Source organism: Bartonella mastomydis, assembly GCF_900185775.1.
GTDB lineage: Bacteria > Pseudomonadota > Alphaproteobacteria > Rhizobiales > Rhizobiaceae > Bartonella > Bartonella elizabethae.
On sequence record NZ_LT883136.1, the window covers coordinates 63,343 to 83,853 of the forward strand.

5 protein-coding genes are annotated in these 20,511 nt (G+C 37.4%); all 5 read right to left on the bottom strand.

Going from position 1 to position 20,511, the window contains the following annotated elements; genetic code table 11:
* Positions 1 to 851: 851 nt before the first annotated feature.
* Positions 852 to 4,382, bottom strand: coding sequence for an autotransporter outer membrane beta-barrel domain-containing protein (locus FJG96_RS00320; RefSeq protein WP_139412274.1), 3,531 nt, complete (start codon positions 4,380 to 4,382; stop codon positions 852 to 854).
* Between the two features lie 130 nt (positions 4,383 to 4,512).
* Positions 4,513 to 6,447: an autotransporter outer membrane beta-barrel domain-containing protein gene (locus FJG96_RS00325; protein WP_139412275.1), complete on the bottom strand. Its 1,935-nt coding sequence runs from the start codon at positions 6,445 to 6,447 to the stop codon at positions 4,513 to 4,515.
* Between the two features lie 147 nt (positions 6,448 to 6,594).
* Entirely contained in the window at positions 6,595 to 9,018 is a 2,424-nt protein-coding gene (locus FJG96_RS00330) for an autotransporter outer membrane beta-barrel domain-containing protein (RefSeq protein ID WP_139412276.1), read from the bottom strand.
* A 670-nt stretch (positions 9,019 to 9,688) separates the two neighbouring features.
* A complete protein-coding gene (locus tag FJG96_RS00335) occupies positions 9,689 to 12,166 on the bottom strand; it encodes an autotransporter outer membrane beta-barrel domain-containing protein (protein WP_139412277.1) in 2,478 nt (825 codons plus the stop codon).
* Between the two features lie 2,242 nt (positions 12,167 to 14,408).
* On the bottom strand, positions 14,409 to 19,508 hold the full coding sequence (locus tag FJG96_RS00340) for an autotransporter outer membrane beta-barrel domain-containing protein (protein WP_246046866.1): 5,100 nt from the start codon (positions 19,506 to 19,508) through the stop codon (positions 14,409 to 14,411).
* Positions 19,509 to 20,511: the final 1,003 nt, after the last annotated feature.

Consider the following 20,511-nt stretch of genomic DNA (forward strand, 5'->3'; position numbering starts at 1 on the left):
GCCACGTATGCGACCAAAACACCTTTTTATTCGTAAAGTAATTTTAAAAGCTTGGCAATAAAAATCGTTTTTCTGAAAACGGGTAGATTTATTGAAGGAAAGACTGTTTGCCGTTCAATCTTTTTAAGATGCTTTCACTCAACTCATGTTCTCAGACGTGCTTTTCACAAAGGAAAAATTTGGTTGTTAAGTTTAAAGCCTCTCCTACGGTGCTATTCTTAATCAATAACCAAAATGACTTGTTTTATCCTTTTGCTGCGGTTGAGATATTATAATAATAGGGTAGAGCTTTTATGAGCGGATACGCTTCATACAAAATAACATACCCAAAATAGAATAGATTTGTTATTGTCCGTTCATATGCTTGTTTTAAGGAGATTTTTCTCAATACGCATACTTATTTCATAATAGTGTTCATGAAAAGGGATAGGGCGCTTCGTGAAGTCTATAAAACCTCTCATGAGTGGTACAAAAGAATGGTACAAAAACTGCTCTTTTTATGCATAGCAAAGGAGTAAGCGGGTCGTATGATTCACTTTGCCAATTTCCTGTATTGCTTTTTGTTGTGGTTCATAAAGAGGCATGCTTTTTTTCTACCGTTTTACTGCATCGAAGTTTTCTCGGCTTGTGATGCACAAGCAAAGCGTTTTGATTGCTTCAAAATGAGCAGTTTGGACATGAGAGAATGCTAAGCTTTCTAGTTTTTTTATTTGATTGGTAAAAAAGTATTATAAATCAATATGTTTTTTGATAAAATAACGGCTTTTGAGAATTTTTAAAAATAGACGTTTAAATAAAAAGCAGCACACTGTGCTGCTTTTTATTTTATTGAAGTTAAAAGTGCTTTTGCTTTAAAAATGATACCTTATTCCACCAGAAATATTGGTTCCCGATACACCGGTTTTTTGCAGTTTTTGCCGATAGCTAATGTCGGCGTTTAGCACGATCTTTTGAGAAAGATAGGCATTCACACCCATGCCTCCCTCAATTGAAGAACCCGTAGGATCAAGATCAAAGGTATCCGCAATTTTTATTGTTTTTCCATCACCAAAAGTTCTGATCACATTCATTTTACCATAGAAGGAAACAGCCTTGCTTTCTTCAACAGCTGTTATCGTTTTTGTTAAACGTCCACCAAAACGGATCAACCATTGACGCGGATTGCCCATGTCTACTTTTAAGCCATTGGCATCTGAGAAAATATCAAACATGAGATTTTGATAAATCAATTGCGCTTGTGGTTCAAAGACTAGCCCTTTTATGCTGGTTGCTAATTTCTGACCAATGGTTGCAGAGAGATTAAGGATTTCAGTTCCATCCAATTTTGCAGCATTCCCAACAAGAGCTGTGGTAACATTTCCTTTTAACCTTCCGTAAGAAAGAAGCGAGTTAAGATATAGACCATTGCTATGCTCGATGGTGCTATAAGCGGCGAGGGACCATTTATCAAGAGTTGTCTTTTCAGAATCTTGCATCTCTTTTGGTGTAAAGGCAAGTTTTCCGTATGTTCCTAAAAGACCAAAATGTGCGCTTATGTCTTTGCTTTCCGAGGTGGTTAATATAACCCCCAATTGCAAAGCTTTATAGTTCACATCAGCATCATAACCATAGCGCAGGGGGCCACGGTTGGAGGATAAGGTGACTTTCTCGCCGTAGGAGGAGAAAAAGAGATTATGCTGTTTATGATCTGCGGCGCCAAAGACTGTTGTTCGTATTGCATCTAACAACCTGTTTTGGTTGTTTACATCAGCAAATCCAGAAGAAAATAAAGTATTAGGTAGGGTTAAATAGTTTGCCACCTGTGGTAAAAGCGCTCGGACTTTTTTATCCTTATCAATGTAGGCATTTTGTAAACGGAAATCCCAGAAATTACTACTCTTGCCAAAAAGACTTTGACTTTCATGAGATGTTCCAGGTTTATAGCCTTTGAGCACATATTTATAAGGTTGTCCACCGATAGTCATATAGTTTCGGGCGAGCGTAAAGGAATTTTCGTTTGCTTGTCCGGAAACTTGAATGATTGAAACTCCATGTGTCCCTAAAGGAAGAGGCGTCATCTGCTCTCCCCAAACAACAGAATCATCGGTTATCGTTTTATCTGTTTCTTGCAGATTGATGTGAACAATAGTATTCCCTGATACATCACCATTAATCACGACGCGATCGGTTTGTTGTTCTGTGACAGGAGAATGTTGGTTCCATTGCGTGTTGACATAAATCTCTGCAACACCTGTTGCATGATAAACTGCTGCTGTATGCGCTGTTCCATCTTCTTTGGGAAGTTGAGGACCTATAAATAAAGTTTGGTAATGTCCTCCCATAGGCTTGTCAAACATAATGGCACTGTTGGTAAGGCGCAATACAGAAAGATTAGAGAATGATTTTTCATCAAGACCAAACTGTCTATAGTCATACGAAATAGTATCATCCTCTGAGATACGATCATTATTTGCAGTATTCTTATTGGGCTTTAAGAGCCATTTCGTCCCTTCTTTTAGGTCAAAACTTGTTCTATTATCTCTAGAAGTTCTGACGCGACCTTCTAAAGAAGAGTGGTCCGCAACTAGAGTAAAGGTGTTTGTGGCTCCGCTTCCGTTTTTTATATTTTTTGATAAAATATCTGCATGAATTTCTGAGTTTTTAAGGCTGACTTCACCACTTGTGTTTGTTCCATAAAGACTGATACCTGTACCGTTTTCAACGAAAAGCCTTGTATTCTCTAGATTTACTTTACCGGTAATATCTTGTTCTTGAATGGTGTTGGCATTTCTTTCTGCATTGCGTGGACGTCGCTTTTGAGGGGCACGATAGAGATTATTGCGGAAAATAATACCATTCGCTTCAGATTTCCCTGTGACATGGATGCTTGAATCTGTAAGATTGATTGTCCCTTCTATGTTAACCAAAGCAGCTGTTTCTGCTGTCACCGTAATATCTGTGGCTTCAATTTCTCCACCATTTGATACACTGAGTGCAATAAAACCAGCATCAACGCTTCCCCCATTCATTTCGATTTTTGAATTCTTCCCCTCTGCATCTAAAGCACTCCATTTGTCTTGAATCTTTTTGTTATGTAGTGTGACAGTTGCACCGTTTTTAGCCTCAATGTTAGCACTTATGTTCCCGCTTTGTGCAGGCTTTTCAGGCTGTATGGGGGATATTGGTTGTACAGATTCTGATTTTTCAGCTGCTGGTCTTAAAGATATTGATGGAAGCTCTGATCCTTTAGGCGCCGGTGATTGCTCTGCTGTTGGTCTCGTAGGTTCTACCTCTTTAGGACTGGATGATACTTCTGGTGCTGATTTTTCAGACTCCGGTCCTGTGGGGGCAGAGTTTGCAGGTACTTCTTGTGTAGTTTCAGTTTGCGTGGGTGTTGATTGTGCAGATGTTGCTGACACCTTTGTTTCTGATTTTGGAGTTTCAGATGTTGACTGTAAATCAGATGAAGTTTGTACCGCTTCTGGCTGTAAAGCTACAGTAGAATTAGGTGCTGTTTCTTCACTAGAAGAATCTGTAGGAGATTCGGAGACACCTGAACGCCTTCTCGATTTGGCTACGTCTGTTGTTGAAGCTGTTCCTGTTGCTTGAACCACCTTTGTCGTTGCAGTTTCTGTTGTTGGAGTTTCTTTCCTCGTTGGAGATTGTGTGATAGGCGTGCCTTGTGTGGCTTCAGGGCTAGATTGTACACCTTCTATTGCTTTAGTCGTTGATGGTTGTGTATTTTCTTGGGCATGCTCAGACCTTTGACTCGAGGAAGAACCTGCGTTTCCAGTGGCTCCATTTGAGGATGGCGCTTTTTCTTTAGAGTTTTGAGAAGAATCCTTAGACGTCTCTGTGCTTTTAGAAGGCGTTTCAGGTTTTGTAATTGTTTTAGCTTCAGAAGAGCCTGTAGAAGTTCTAGAGTCTGTAGCTTTTACAGGCGGTGTGAGTTGCGTTGAAGAACGTGTCGTTCCTTCATTAGAGCCTGTACCGCTTCTTGAATTTGCTCCACTTGGCGTTGGGGGCGTTACAGTATGTGTAGGAGTTACAGGGCTGGTAGAAGGAGGTGTCGTAGGTCCAACCGCTGTAGGAGGAGTCGTTATTGTTGTGGGGCCAGATGTGGTAGGGGACGTAGGTGAGCTAGGTATTGAAGATGGAGAGGAAGGTTGAGGTGGATAAGTTCTTCCAAATCCATCAGGTGAATTATTATCATATGGATCAAAAACTCTGGATGTATCTACTACTTTACGCTTAAAAGAAACTGGAGGCATCCTATTTAGGTCATAACCTTCTGACGGGGGTGGAGGATACACACCAAGAGTGGGCTCAAGAGCATAAGACAAGCTGGTTGAAGAATAAAATAGAAATCCAGAAACGGTGTAGAGTAAGAAGCTTTTTTTCATATGAATGTATTCCTAAATATTTCCCCTTCTCATAAAATATAAAATTTTGACCTCATTATGTCTCTTTTGTAAGAGACAAAACGAAACATAATGAGAGTACTTTATATTTCAAGATAGAATACAAGTATTTTTAAAAGTGATAGCGCATTCCTGCAGAAATATTTATTCCAGAAATGCCAACTTTTTTGAATTTATGTTGATAGCTCAGATCACTATGAAGCTCGATATTTGGCGATAAGTGCGCTTGAATACCAAAACCACCTTCGACTAAAGATCCCATAGCAGCAAGTTTAAAATTTTTACTAAAAGTTTTGATCATGTTCAGTTTGCCATAGAAGGAAAGAACATGGCCTTTGTTTTGTGTTAAACGCCCGCCAATACGCAGCAACCATTGATCAGGCTTGCTTATATTGATTTTAAAGCTATCGTCATTTGAAGAAGAGCTGTCAGCTGAGGAAGAGATGTTATCTGAGGGAGATCCAAGTATGAGACGCTGATAAACAATTTGTGCTTGCGGCTCTAGGATGACACCCTCGAAACCGGTGGATAGTTTTTGACCAACCGTTGCAGCTGCCCCTAAGATTTTACTATTCTTTATTTGGGGGGTATCTTCGATGAAATCTTTGCGCATATTTTCTTTTAAAATTCCATAAGAGAGAAAGCCACTTGCATAGCTGCCACTGTCATGTTGAATGTTTCCATAGGCGGTGAGTGACCATTTATCAAACATCTTCTTATGAGAGCTTTCTGCATTTTTAGGAGCAAAAGACAATTTTCCATATGTTCCAAAAAAACCAAAATGAGTGTTGATATTTTGACCTTCTCGCGCAATTAATATTGCTCCTGCTTGCAATGCGGCATAGCGAATATCTGCATGAATGCTCCCTTGTTCTGCTTTAACACTTTCTTGTTCTAATTGAACGTCATTTTGCTCTACCTGTTGTTCTGCTGGAGTGCTCTGTTGTTCTGTTGGAGTACCCTCTTGTTCTGTTGGAGTCCCCTCTTGTTTTGGATGAATGCGGGAGAAAAATGTGTTCTTATTGCCATAAGTGGATAAGAAAATACTTCTCTCTTGATACTCTTTGGGTTCAAACATTGTTATTTGCATATTATCTAACAAGATATTTTGATTGTTAGCATCAGCAACCCCAACAGCAAACATTGCAATAGGCATGACGAAAGAGTTTTCTATTTGCGGTGTAAGGGTTTTGACATTTTCTGCCCCATCAAGAGAAGAAGAAGGTGCGGTTGCTTTATCAGCTGTAAATTGAGACGTGCTCTCAGTATGAGCGATGGGGCTGTTCTCAATCTTTGTGGGCAATTTCACATGAGATTCTGCGGATGTGTTAAGAGCCGTTTTTGGTGCTGAGGAAGCTGTATTTGTTTTCAGATCAATAACAGATTGGGTATTTTTATTTATCTCAAGCTGCGTATTTCCACGATCTGTTCTTAAGGATGAATTGTCCTTGTGTTGTGAAACGGCATCAGCCGATAATTTATCACTGGCGCGTTTTGGGGTTGTGCTGGAATCAATCACAGAGCGCTTATTCTCTTTATGTAATGTATTGGGTAAAACCTTTGTCGCAGTATTGTTTTGTCCTTGTAAGGCACTCCGTTTTATTCTCACTTGGTTAAGTTGTGTGTTGGCACTCACTATAGATTGTGTATTTTGAGGATATTGGTTTGTCATAGCTTGGACATGTATAGTATCCATTTCACGCTTTAATGTTTCAGAATGCGTAGCAAATCCATAACGATCGGCGCTTGAAAAAGAGCTATTCATCTTCTCTCTTACACTATCCATAGAATTTTGATGTGCTTTTTTGAAGTGTGAATGATCTTCCCTCATGGCGTCAGAAGCTATCTTTTCAAGATTTTTTTCTGTCTGTGTTGGCGTGCTCATTACATCAATGGCATAGCGATATTGTTCTGGTAATTTGATCATTCCTTCAAGGGCGTGGCGTGTTTCAGGACTTAGGCCAGAGGCGGTACTGATCGATGTGAAGGTAAAAGAAGAAAAAAACAAAGCACAAGCGGCTGTACATAACAAAAAATTCTTATGCATAGAGACGTTCCTTAAGATATTTTCTTTGTTTTGATAAAAAATGAACTACTCTTTTACACATTACGTTTTTTTTGTAATGTGTAAAATATAAGCAGCACTGCTTACATTCCAGCGCTGCTTATGTGTCAAAAGTGAAAGCTAAGATTTCTAAAAGCGATAACGCATTCCACCGGAAAAATTAATTCCAGAAAACCCAGCTTTTTGGAGTCTATGTTGGTAATTAACGTCAGCATGAAGAGCAATATTTTTGGAAAGCTGCGCGTTAACGCCAAACCCACCTTCAAGAGAAGAGCCCATAGAATCGAGACGGAAAGGTTCAATAATATCGATTGTGCTTTTTTCACCAAAAGCCTTTATGACGTTCAATTTACCATAAAAAGAAAGAACACGATCATTTTTAATAGGCAGTATTGTTTTTGTTAAACGTCCTCCAATACTGACCAACCATTGATGGGGGGTCTTTATATTAACCTGGAAGTCATCGATATCTGAAAGCGTACCAAATGCAATACGTTGATAAATTAGTTGTGCTTGTGGTTCAAAGGACAATCCTTCAACTCCGGTTGCTAGTTTTTGTCCAACGGTTGCCGATATATTCAATATATCTGTATTCTTTAACTCTGTGGTGTTGCCAATAAGGGCTGTTGTGATATGTCCGTTTAAAACGCCATAAGAGAGTGATGCATTAATATAGGGACCATTGTCATGGTGGAGGTTCCCATAGACCGTAAAGGACCATTTATCCAGTATGCTTTTGTCAGAACCTTCCATATCCTTTGGCGTAAAAGCGAGCTTTCCATAGGTGCCTAAAAGACCAAAATTTGCAGTTAAGTTTTGATTTTCTAGCGTTGCTAATGTCATGCCTGCTTGTAAAGCAGCATAGCAAACATCCGCACCATAACCATATTCCAATGGACTACGATTGGAAGATAACGTCACTTTGTTGCCATACGTTGATAAGAAGATGCCTCTCTTTTTATGACCTTCTAATCCAAAAACTGTTGAGTGCATATTATTTAACAGTGTATTTTGATTGCTTATGTCGGCCAATCCAGAGGAGAATATCGCGTTAGGCATGACCAAATAGCTTGCTACTTGGGGAACAAGAGCTTTGATTTTTCCTTCATCATCGAGAGTTGCACTTTGCAAGCGGAAATCCCAGAAATTCTTATTTTCTTCCAAGGAAGCGTGTCCGTTGTTTTCTTTTCCAAGGGATAATGCATTGGTATTTTGCACATCTTTTTCTCTTGATTCTTGTGATGTTTCGCTTAAATGACTTTGTGTTCTATCCGCTTTCCCAAGGCTGGATGTTGGTCCATAGCCATTGAGTATATATTTATAAGGTAAGCCTCCCATTGTGGTGTAACCATGGGCAAGTTTGAAGGAATCTTCATTGGCTTGTCCAGAAACTTGAATGAGTGAGAGACCACGTCCATTCAAAGGAATTGAATCTTTTGCTTTTTCATTATCGAATGATTCTGCGTGCTTTGAAAGATTGTTGAAATGGACCGTTGTGGTGCCTGAGACATTTCCGTGGACGAGAACACGGTCCGTTTTTTGTTGCTCTTTTGGAAGACCGTTACTCCATTTGGTATTAAAGTAAATCCTTGCGTTACCCGTTGCATTGTAAACTGCCGCTGCATCGGAACTTCTGTTTTGCTCTGTTTTTTGTGGGTATCTTCCTACATGCAAGGTTTGATAATGATTTTCCACTAAATCATGTGGGGCATCAAATATGATAGAGCTATTATTAAGGTTTAGAACTGAAACGACGGATTGTGCGCGTTGCTTAAGATCAAGAAGCTTGTAATTAAATAGACTAAAACTATTTTCTAACTCAAATAGACTAATTTTTAAATGCCACTTGCTATTATTATTTAGGGTGAAAACTGTGGTATTTTGAGGAAGTGTTTTCGCTCTTCCTTCCATAATCGAGTTATCAGCATCTAACGTAAAAGTGGTAGGTTGAATCTCAGTGAAGGGGGAGCCTTCATTTTTTAATAACATATCAGAACGAATTTCTGAGTTTTTAAGGTACACCGCATTTGCAACAGCTTTGGAATAATAAGGTCCGAAAATACCTACACCATCCTTTACAAGCAGTTTTGTGTTATTAAGAATGGCTTTGTTTATAACTTCTTCTCCTTCTTGTATCGTGGAGCTTAGAATATAACCAAAATTTATCCCATAGATTTTACTGTGACCTATGACGTTTATGATTGAATCTTCAACATGGATTGTGCCGTTTGTGAGTGATAAACCACGCTCTTCTGCTCTCCCTATAATCCCTTTAGCATTAATTTGCCCCCCTGATGTTGCAGAAAGCAAAGTAAAGCCTGAGTGTATGATTGAATCTGTAATGGTAACATGACCTTTTTTAGCAACAACAGCATCATACTTACCACGAACAAAAACGTTATTAAGGTCCTTCTCTTCTCCATTAGTCACTTGGACTGTAGGTATCTCAGAAGGTTGTATATTTGCATGCGTTGGAGCGAAATGAGAAAAAATGAAAGTTCCAGCAATTGTACATAACAAAAAATTTTTCTTATAAATATATTTCTTACACATAGAGATGCCTTTAGTATTTGGTATGCTTTGATGCTTACTTCATTCCCCTGATGGCGCAAGTACCCAATCAGCTTTTATATCATTATGTTATTATTGTAAATAACAAAACGAATATTATATTTTGTTGTTTATCGTTTGAAGATTAGTCCGAGAAGCGCTTTTAAAACAGAAAGTGCAATCCAGTGACGATGGATTTCAAAAGACTGAGCTTGATAAGTATTTTCGTTTTAAAGTGCTAGAAGCGAATATTTTACAAGGATATTTATTGCTTAAAGCTGTTGTTATAAAAACGCTAGAAAGTTTTGGAGAAGCTTTATTGTGCGCTGACAAAAGGTTTTCAGTCGGTTTGCTTGTATATAGAATTACTCACGAGGAATTTTTTATGTAAAAAAGCTGAAGTATTTTGTATTTTTTATCAATAGATAAAAAATTTTACTGAATTCATTTGATTTTTATACATCAAAAAGATCGCTCTCTTGAGAATTCAACTGTCATTAGAGAGATAAAAGATTTTGTTGCATTGAGTTTGAACGAAATTAATTCTTTTAAGAAAGGTGTATAGAAAGAACCGTTATCGATGGATTTTGCCGAAAGACTGCAAAAAAGGCAGCATATTGCGCTGCCTTTTTTGTTAAATTAAATAAGACTATAAGTTGCGTTTTGCTTGTTCTTAAAACTGATAGCGTATTCCACCTGAAAAGCTTGTTCCAGATATACCCGGTTTTTGAATTTTTTGTTGATAATGAACATCAGCATGAAGGGTAATATTTTGTGATAATTGTGCATTCACACCAAATCCACCTTCAATGGCTGCTCCCATAGAATCAAGACGGAATGATTCACCAATCTGTATAGTGCTATTATCGGAAAAAGCTTTAACAATATTCAATTTTCCATAGAAAGAAAGAATCCCACCGTCTTCAGTGGGAACTGTTGTTTGCATTAAACGTCCACCAATACGAACTAACCATTGATGAGGATTGCCCATATTCACATCAAAGCCATCAATATCTGAGAGTGTGCCAAGCATAAGACGTTGATAAACAACTTGTGCTTGTGGTTCAAAGGCCAATCCTTTCGTACTGGTTTCGAATTTTTGTCCAATGGTTGCCGATGCACTGAATGTATCAGCGTTTGTCAATTCTACTGTCTTTCCTACGAGAGCTGTGGTGATATTTCCCTTGAGCATTCCATAGGAGAAGAGGGCATGGACATATGTCCCATTATGATGATGCAGGTCACTATATGCAGTCAGTGACCACTTATTGAGCGTACTCTTGTCAGCACCTTCCATATCTTTTGGGGTGAAAGCCAATTTCCCATATGTTCCTAAAAGACCAAAGTTGGTGGTCACATTTTGATCTTCTAGAGCGACCAATGTAAAGCCTGCTTGTAAAGCAGCATAGTGAATATCGGCACCATAGCCATATTGTAATGGCGTACGGTGAGAGGATAATGTCATCTTGTTGCCATAAGTTGAGAAGAAGATTCCTTTGTTTTTATGACCCTTTGTCTCAAAGCCTGTTTCTTGCATCGTATTCAGCAAAGTGTTTTGATTGTTTATATCAGCCAATCCAGCTGAGAATAGAGCGTTAGGCATGACCAAATAGCTTGCTACTTGAGGAACGAGAGCCTTGATCTTTCCTTCATCATCGAGCGTTGCACTTTGCAAGCGGAAATCCCAGAAATTCTGATTTTTTCTCAAATGATTTTGTTCGCTGTCTGCTTGTTTAGAATTCGATGTTGATTCACCTTTTATATTATTCTCAACTCCTAAAATAATTCCCCCTATCACAACGGGAGTTGTGTCGGTTTTTGCGCTCTTGTCTTTTGATTGTTGAGAGACTTCCCCTAAATGGCTTTGTGCGCTCTCTGCTTTTCCAAGACTTGATGCCGGTCCATAGGCATTTAAAACATATTTATAGGGCAAACCACCCATTGTGACATAGCCATTTGCTAGTTTGAAGGCATTTTTATCTGCCTGTCCAGATACTTGTATGAGTGAGAGACCACGCATATTCGCCGGAATAGAAGACTCTGCCTGTGATGACTCAGCTTTTGAGAGACTATTGAAATGAATTGTTGTGGTACCTGAGACATCTCCGTGGACAAGAAGACGGTCCGTTTTTTGCTGTGCTTTTGTCAGACCATCACTCCATTGTGTATTGAAATAAATCCTTGCATTGCCTGTTGCATTGTAAATAGTTTCTTTAGCGGAGCCCCTATTTTCTTGTGAATGAGGAACCTCAAGGGTTTGTCCTATACTCAAGGTTTGATATTGACCCTTTGCCAGCGTATGGGGCGCATTAAACACAATAGAACTATTATTAAGGTTCAGGACTGAAACGGTAGACAGTGCTCGCTGTTCAATGTCGTGGAGAGTATAATTAAATGTACTAAAATCACGATTTATGTCATATTGACTTACATTTAAGTACCATTTGCTCTTGTTGGTTAAATTAAAAATAGTTGTATTGACTGCTAAGGTTCTTGCTCTTCCTTCCATAATCGAATTATTGGCAGTTAAGATAAAAGTTACAGGATGAGGATCTGAATCTGTTGTCTTTTTTACATTATTTTGTAATAATACATCAGCACGAATTTCTGAGTCCTTAAGTTGAACTTCAGCAATAGACTTTGAAGATGAAGGTCCTAGAATACCAACACCCTCTTTTACAAGAAGTTTTGTATTGGTAAGAATTGCCTTATTGATAACTTCTTCTCCAGGTTTTACAAAAGCATCTAAAATGCTATGAAAAATAATACCGGATGTTCTTTTGGTTTCTATAAATGAATCTTCAATGTTAATGATACCGTTTGAAATTGATAGACCAGTATACAAGGCATTGGCTTTAACTTTTTTAGCATTAATACGTCCCCCTTGTGATACAGCAAAGGCAAACGAAGCTGAATGTATTGTTGAGTTCGTAATTGTAGCTGTTGCTTTTTTAGAGGCGTGCACTGCGCTTAATCCATTGCGGATAAAAACATTATTAAGAGTTTTTTCCTCTCCATTCTCCAGCTTGAACTCATCAATAATTTCAGGAGGTTGTGTATTTGCATAAGTTGAACCGAAATGAGAAAAAATGAAAGTTCCAGCAATTGTACATAACAAAAGATTTTTCTTATAAATATATTTCTTACACATAGATATGCCTTTAGTATTTGGTATGCTTTGATGCTTACTTCATTCCCCTGATGGCGCAAGTACCCAATCAGCTTTTATATCATTATGTTTTTATTGTAAATAACAAAACAAATTATATTGTACTGTTCTCTATAATTTGAAGGTTTGCTTCAGAAAAGATTTTTTCATGATCATAAAATGCAATGAAACAATGAATTTTATAAAATTTTGCTTGGTCCGCTTATGCTAAAACCAAGATGTATAAATTGGCTTCAGGATAAGCGTTATAAAAGCTCTATAGCGTTGAGATGGGGTGTTTGAGGCGCTCTCAGACAAATCTCAGTCTATTTTCTCTGCTCTAGGAGAAGATATGCTATAAAAAGAAATGAGGGGGATATTGGGGTTCTTCAAAGAGATCTTTTTAAAGCTCCAAAGCGCATTTTGCGACGGCACTCGTGAATGGTATAGCGATAAAGCTTGTGAGCTCCATCCTCTTTATGCTTGTGAAGGAGAAAGTCGGTGTCTTTTGATAAAAGAGCAAGTCCATTACATATTTTACCAGCCCCTTAATATTGCCAAACAGCCTTTGGTGCTTGAGACGGTTCATAAAAAGGTTATTTTAGGCTTTTCTTAATGTTTTTTTTCCACATGGTCCACCTGCTTGTAAGGTGCAAGAGACAGAGGTTTGATTGATTCAACGTGGAATAGGGGGGAAATGAGAAAATTTCTTACGGTAGTGGGGATGCTTATTCAACAGGGAAATAGTTAAGATCATTTATAATTCAATGAGTTGCCTTATATTTTATAAATAATTATGCTCTTTAGTCATTTGATTGCCCTGTGCATTCCTTCAGTTTTGGCAGCTGTAGAAGTATTTTTAGAGAAAGCAATTTGTATATCTATTTTCTCGTTATGATTAAATATTCGTCGATGATTTTTTTATCATGTTTTGTAGGAGATATCGCATAAGTTCTATGAGATATGTTTTTTGCACCAAAAATTTTAAGAGCTTTAGTTTCAGCATGACAGGTGGAAAATCATACAATTTTTATGGCTATTATGCCCGATAGTATATTTTTAGCTACAAATATTTTCTGTTTATGCTTAAAAATAACAATATATAGTTTATAATTAATTATATTATTTTATTAAAATAAATCATAAATAATAGTTTTGAGTTTATTATAATTTTATTTATATAGTAATAGTATATTTTTTTATTTTAGATTAAATCGATACAAAAATAATTAGATATACTACCGATTTATAAGTTTTAATAGTCTTATGACTTAATAAACTATTAGGAAAATAGCGTTTTTTTGTTAAAAAAAGAAAATAGGCCTTTCTTTCATAAGATTATCTTAAGGTTGATAGCTTCCTATTGCGCTTAAAAAACTCATTTCCATTATACTGGTTTTGATCGTTTTATCACCGTTTTATTTTCTTTCTGTGAGATAAGCGCGGGATGAGAGGATGAGCTTTCTTAAATTGTTTATCTAAAATGGTATAGGGAAGTGTCAATGAAGCTTTATAGATGGTGTAATAAGCTTATAAATTGAAAGAATAGAGGGTATCAACAGAGCAAGGGTGCGAAGAAAGAGTTTTTTATTATTATCTTTTTAGATATTATTATCTGTCTATTTTCTCAAAATGAATTTTTCTTAACTTTATGGATAAATTCACGAATAAAATATGCTGGAGAATTCGTGTAAAGAGAAAGAAAAGCCTATTTTAAGTGGAAAAATGCAATTCATAAAAAGCTTCATTTGAAAGCTGTAAAATGAATAATGCTTTGGTTTGTAAAAGTGCACTTTTATGAGAAATTGTGCTTTTATTAAAAGGTCTCGGTTTTCATTATTTGGGGCTGTTGAGATGTTCTCGATAAAAATACCTGACATTTTTTGATGAGAAAAAGGGAAGGGGATTTTATGAAGCAAGCAAGATTATATCGATAACATTTGGGCTGAGCATAGTTATCTCTAGGTGTTTTTTCTGAGCGTTTTGGTTTTCTCTCACTTGGGGATGAAGCGCTTTGTGACATTTTGTTTAAGAGAGATGAACGCGCAATTTAATCTGATAGGTTTCAAAGGATAATATCCACCTTGTAAATCAATAAATCTTGATGGAGATGATGTTAAGGGGACAAAAAACAAAGCCCATTCAAGTGATCTTTTAATGAAAAAATGTCAAGAACAAAAAAGGCAGCATATTGTGCTGCCTTTTTTGTTACGTTGAAATAGAATGACTATTTTACAGTTTTACCTTAAAACTGATAGCGTATTCCGCCTGAAAAACTTGCTCCAGAGATACCCGTTTTTTGCAGTTTTTGTTGATAACTCACATCACCATGAAGGGAGAGGTTCGTGGATAATTGTGCACTGATACCAAGCCCACCTTCAAGTGCAGATCCCATAGCATCAAGTTTATAATCTTTATCAATATGGAGTGCTTGATCATCCCCAAAGGTTTTGATCAAGTTGACTTTTCCATAGAAAGACATAGGACGGTTGTTTTCAGTGGTAATGCTTTTGGTCAAACGCCCGCCAACACGGATCATCCATTGGTGAGGATTTTGCATGTCAATGGTCAGATTATCAGCATCTAAAATGGTATCAAATGCCAAATGTTGATAAGCAAGTTGTGCCTGCGGTTCGAATGTTACACCCTGAATTCCTGTTGCAAATTGTTTGCCAACGGTTGTGGAGATGTTCAACATTTTGGCATTCTTCAATTTTGCGGTTGTCCCAATGAGGGCATTGGTGATCTCTCCCTTTAAGATGCCATAGGATAACAGCGTATCAAGATAAAAGCCATTGTCGTATTGTATGGTTCCATAAGCTGTGAGGGACCATTTATCAACGGTGTTTTTTCCAGCATCTTGCATATCTTTTGGCGTAAAGGAAAGCTGTCCATAGGTTCCTAAAAGACCGAAATGTGTTGTGGTATTATGTCCTTCCAGTGTTGCGAAGTTCACCCCTCCTTGTAGAGCGGCATAGCGAAGATCAGCACCGCTATAACCATATTGGCGTGGCGCGCTTTCAGAGGAGAAGGTTCCTGTGCTTCCATAGGTGTGTAAGAAAAAGCCATTCTGTTTTTCTTGTCCTTTATCTATGACCGATGTTCTGATATTGGCTAACAATGCGTTTTGTTCAGCCATATCAGTCAATCCACTATAGAAGAGAGCATTTGGCATGACCAAATAGCTTGCCATTTGTGCTACAGGTGCTTCTGCTTTTGAATCAGGAAGAAGTTCTTTATGTAAGCGGAAATCCCAGAAATTCTCATTCTTTTCATCAAAGAGACTTTGTTCAATATTCGCTTGGCCATAGCTTGATTCTGGTCCGTAACCTGTTAGCGTATATTTATAAGGTGAACCACCCCTTGTGATATAACCATGGGCTAATTTGAAAGAATTTTCATCAGCCTTTCCGGAAACTTGGATCAGTGAAAGTCCGCCTATGTTAGAAGGATCGGAAGCATTTATGACGCTTTCTTTATCTCCTAAATCGCTTTGAATGTAAACCGTTGTGGAGCCTGAAACATCGCCGTGAATGAGAAGATGATCGGTTTCTTGCTCTGTGATTGGTGTGCCATCAGTCCATTTTGTATTGAAATAAATTTTTGCATCACCTGTTGCATTATAGACGGCCGTAGTCCCTGGTTTTCCGGAACCTATATGCAATGTGTGGTAATGACCTTCTGTTGGCTCTTGAAAAATGAGAGAGCTGTCATTGAGACCCAGAACAGAAATATCAGAACGTGATCTTTGAGCAATATCAAGCAAATTGCCTTCAGCATCTTTCTCTTGTGTGCTGTTTTTTAAGAACCATTGTGTTCCGTTTTTCAGATCAAAGTTTATTGTTCTGTCGTTTGTAATGTTTGCCTTTCCTTCTAAAATAGAATGATCTGCATTTAAGGTAAAGCTACCGGTAGATATCTCCTTCATGTTTTCATCATTCCAGACATTTTCTTTTTGAAAAGAAACTTTGTCCCAAAAAACACCATTGTCTAATAACACATCCGCATGGATTTCTGAGTTGTTAAGATTAACTTTTCCGATTGATGGAGCAATATTATTTTCAATACTTTTTTTAACAAATGCTCCAACAAGAATCCCAGTGCCATTATCAACGTGAATATTGCTATTGGTCAGATTGATTTCGTTGTCTCCATCTATTTGTAGCTCATCTTCATCTGTATTGGTTTTCGATAAAGCCACTAGTTGCATACCTATGCTTTCTGCTTTTACATCAGTATTCGCTAGGTCAATTTGTCCGCTAGCCATTGCCGCTAGTGCAATTTTTTTGACGTCTATTTCATTTTTAGCACCATTCTTCATGATAATTGAGGAGCGATTGACTGCAGCAAGACCAAGATCAAAACTTTTAATGGTTGTGTTCCCATTTAATTCAATTTTGCTCTCAGGCTCGTAAGATCCTACAGCAGTAGTTATTTTTTCGCTCTCGTCACCGATTATTGTTAGATCTCCACTGGTGATCTTGCTTCCACCGTCTGCATAAAGACCTTCATCAACATTTTGAATGATTGTTTTACCTGTTAAGTTAATTTCACTTCCAGCGCCTTCTGTCGTTAGACCAGAGCGTTCTGTGTCGGGATCTGTGATAGCTTTTCCACCGGTGATATTTAAATTTTCACCGGTAATTTTACCACCATCAACTGCTCTAAGACCGTTTAAAGTATTGTTGATTGTTGTATTGCCATGCAATTGAATTGTGCTCTCACCAAGCGCAAGTGCACCGGTTCCTATGCCATCTGTTGTGAGTGTAACATCTGTGGCATCGATTTGTCCTTCGTTTTCTGTCAATAATGCTGCACTGCCTCTTTTTGCAGTTGCACTTCCTCCTACCATTATAATTTTTGAATCTTGACCGTCTGCATAGACACTATCTCCATAAGATGATGTTACCGTAGCGTTGTTTAAAGAAATAGAACTTCCTTGTTTTGCATATATTCCATTATCTTCGCTTTCAAATGATCCTCCAGAGACTGTTATTGTCGAGTGGTCATCTGCAATTATGGCAGTTTCTGCTTTTGTCACGGTTACATTGTTTAAAATGATGGTACTTTTATTTGCTTCTATTCCATAGTGTAATAGCGCATCATCTCCATCTTTAACGCTTGATATGGTCACATTTTCTAGTTTATTTTCTTCTCTCTTACTATTCTCGAAGCTAGCTCCACTATAGACAGCTTTAATGGTTCCCCCCGTCATGCTGATTGCGCCATCTTCTTGTGCAAGGAGTCCATCGTCTTCAGATGAGGTAATTTGGGCATTGTCGGTTAAAATAATAGTACTATTATTTTGCGTAATTATTGTTGTGTATTTTGCTTCCAATGATCCTCCAGAGACTGTTATTGTGGATTCATGATCGGCAACTACGGCGTTTGCTGCTTGAGAGACAGTTACATTTTTCAAAGCGACTGTACTTTTATCTGCAGATACCCCTGCTTTTAGTTGTGCATCGTCTTTAACGTTTGATATGGTCACATTTTCCAGTTTGTTTTCTTCTCTCTTACTATTCTCGAAGCTAGCTCCACTATAGAAAGCTTTAATGGTTCCTCCCGTCATGCTGATCGCACCACCATCTTTTGCAAGAACTCCAGTGTCTTCAGATGATGTAATTTGGGCATCGTCGGTTAAAATAATCGTACCATTATTGAGTGCAACTATTGTTGCATTTTTTGCATCAAATGATCCTCCAGAGACTGTTATTGTGGATTCATTATCGGCAACTACGGCACTTTTTGCTTGTGTGACAGTTACATTTTTTAAAGCGACTGTACTTTTATCTGCAGATACTCCTGCGTTCAGGAGTGCACCGTCTTTATTACTTAATATTGTTACATTTTCTAGTTTGTTTTTTTCGCTGTTACTGCCTTCAAAACCAGCACCATTATAGAAAGCTTTAATTGTTCCCCCCGTCATGCTGATTGCGCCACCTGTCTCGGCAAGAAGCCCATCGTTCTCAGATGATGTAATTTGGGCATCGTCAGTTAAAATAACAGTGCTGCCTTTTCCAGCGTATATCGTTGCCTCTTTTGCATCAAATGATCCTCCAGAGATCGTTATTGTAGAGTTATTATCTGCAACTACGGCGCTTTTTACTTGTTTTACAGTTACATTTTTTAAAGCGACAGTACTATTTTTGTCTGCAGATACTCCTACGTTCAGGAGTGCACTGTCTTTATTACTTAATATAGTCACATTTTCCAGTTTGTTTTTTTCGTTGTTACTGCCTTCAAAGCCAGCACCAACCTCTGAAGTTTTAATGGTTCCCCCCGTCATGCTGATAGCGCCACCATCTTTTGCATAAAGTCCACTGTTTTCAGATGTAATTTGAACGTTGTTGTTTAAAGTAATGGTGCTACCATTAAGAGCGCCTAATGTTACCTTTTGCGCTTCAAATGATCCTCCAGAGATTGTTATTGTAGAGTTATTATCTGCAACTACGGCGTTTACTGCTTGAGAGACAGTTACATTTGTTAAAGCGACTGTACTGTTATCTGCAGTTACTCCTTTTTTTAGTAGTGCATTCTCTTTATTACTTGAGATGGTTACATTTTCCAGTTTATTTTTTTCGTTGTTACTGCCTTCAAAGCCAGCACCAACCTCTGAAGCTTTAATGGTTCCCCCCATCATGCTGATAGCGCCACCGTTTTTTGCATAAAGTCCAGCGTTTTCAGATGTAATTTGAACGTTGTTGTTTAAAGTAAGGGTGCTGCCATTAAGAGCGCTTAATGTTACCATTTGCGTTTCAAATGATCCTCCAGAGATTGTTATTGTAGAGTTATTATTTGCAACTACGGCATTATTTGTTTGTGTCACTTTTACATTTTCTAAAGTGACAGTACTGTTTTCAGTTTTTATTCCAGCGTGTAGAGGTGTATCGTCTTTACCACTCGATATCGTTATATTTTCCAGTTTGTTTTCGGTGCTGTTAGTGTTTAAGAAGTGAACGCCAGTGTCAGAAACTGTAATAGTGCCCCCTGTCATTTGAAGTGTCGCGCCATTACCTACTGCAAGACCAAAGCGGATGTCAGAATCCGTTCCTTTAATGGTTGTTTTATCTCCCGTTAATTTAATTGCACTGCCTTTACCCTCAGTGGTTACAACGAAAATGTTTGTGTTTGAGCTTGAGTTTGTGTCTTTATTTCCAGTTACCTTCAAATCAGTTCCGATGATTTGACCTTCCTTTAGAGCATGAAGAGTCTCATAAGTGGCGTCTTTAACCTCTTTTTTCTCTCCAGAAACTTCAAGAGATTCAGCATGAACATTGAACTGGATATTAAACAGCACGATAGCGGCTGTTGCCATAGATGACAGAAGGGATTTTTTATACACGAATACTCTCCTTTTGAAGCCCCCAATATTTACTTCCCCGCAGTCTTCAAAAGAAGAAAAGAAATAGATATTGCTTTCTGTTAATTATTCATAGCTTTGATAATTTATTTTTCTTGATCTGTCAAAATTAAATTTGAATTTATCGTTAAATACACAATATATAAATTTAATTTATAATGTATTTTTTAGTATATTTAAAAATTAACTTTTTGTATTTATATTAATATTGTAAGTGGCAATAGTTGTATTTATGGTATCTTTTTATTTATGCCAATATTTATTGATTTATGATTAAAAAAAATACCATGAATAGAAAAGATAGTAAAAAAGAGCAGTGTTTTTAAAGCTGTATATTTTCTAACAAAGGGAAAAATTCTATCGTTTTAAATTCAATAAAGGATAAGCCTTCTTACATGCAATTTGACATTATGTTTTGTACAGGATGAGAAAAAACAGGATTAAATAAGAATACATGATAATCTATTGTTTTTATAGCTATTTTTTCCAGTAAATGAGATTTTTTCAAATTGGATTTTGACACCGAAAATTGCAAAAAAGAGTCAAAAATGGCGAAAATCGGAATTTAACGGAAAAAATGAGAAAGAGCTTTGAAAATCCTTTGAAGATTTTTAAAAAGCCTTTTAAAAAAATCCGATAAAGTTGTTAAGCTTACTCTAAAAACAAGCAGAAATGACCAAAAAGGCAAAAAAATTTCCATACATATGAAATTTCAAAAAGTAAGTATAAAATGTTACTTATCAATATATTATATTAAGTCTTGAATGTAAGAAAATTTCCACATGCTTTTTTAAAATGGTGGTGAGGTTGAGTCTTTTTGTGGTTGTTAGATGTATTTTTTCAATTTGACGCTTAAAATGCAATTTTAAAAGAGGCAAGATAGGCTTAATTTCTTCCGTGTCGTTGATGTCTTGAACAGGCTTCTTGCGATTTTATACAAAGACTCTGGCGCTAATTCCGTTATATCTTTAGTGAGCGTTTAATT

Coding starts and splice junctions, on each gene's coding strand:
- FJG96_RS00320 (WP_139412274.1), bottom strand. CDS start 4,382: ATGAAAAAAAGCTTCTTACTCTACACCGTTTCTGGATTTCTATTTTAT.
- FJG96_RS00325 (WP_139412275.1), bottom strand. CDS start 6,447: ATGCATAAGAATTTTTTGTTATGTACAGCCGCTTGTGCTTTGTTTTTT.
- FJG96_RS00330 (WP_139412276.1), bottom strand. CDS start 9,018: ATGTGTAAGAAATATATTTATAAGAAAAATTTTTTGTTATGTACAATT.
- FJG96_RS00335 (WP_139412277.1), bottom strand. CDS start 12,166: ATGTGTAAGAAATATATTTATAAGAAAAATCTTTTGTTATGTACAATT.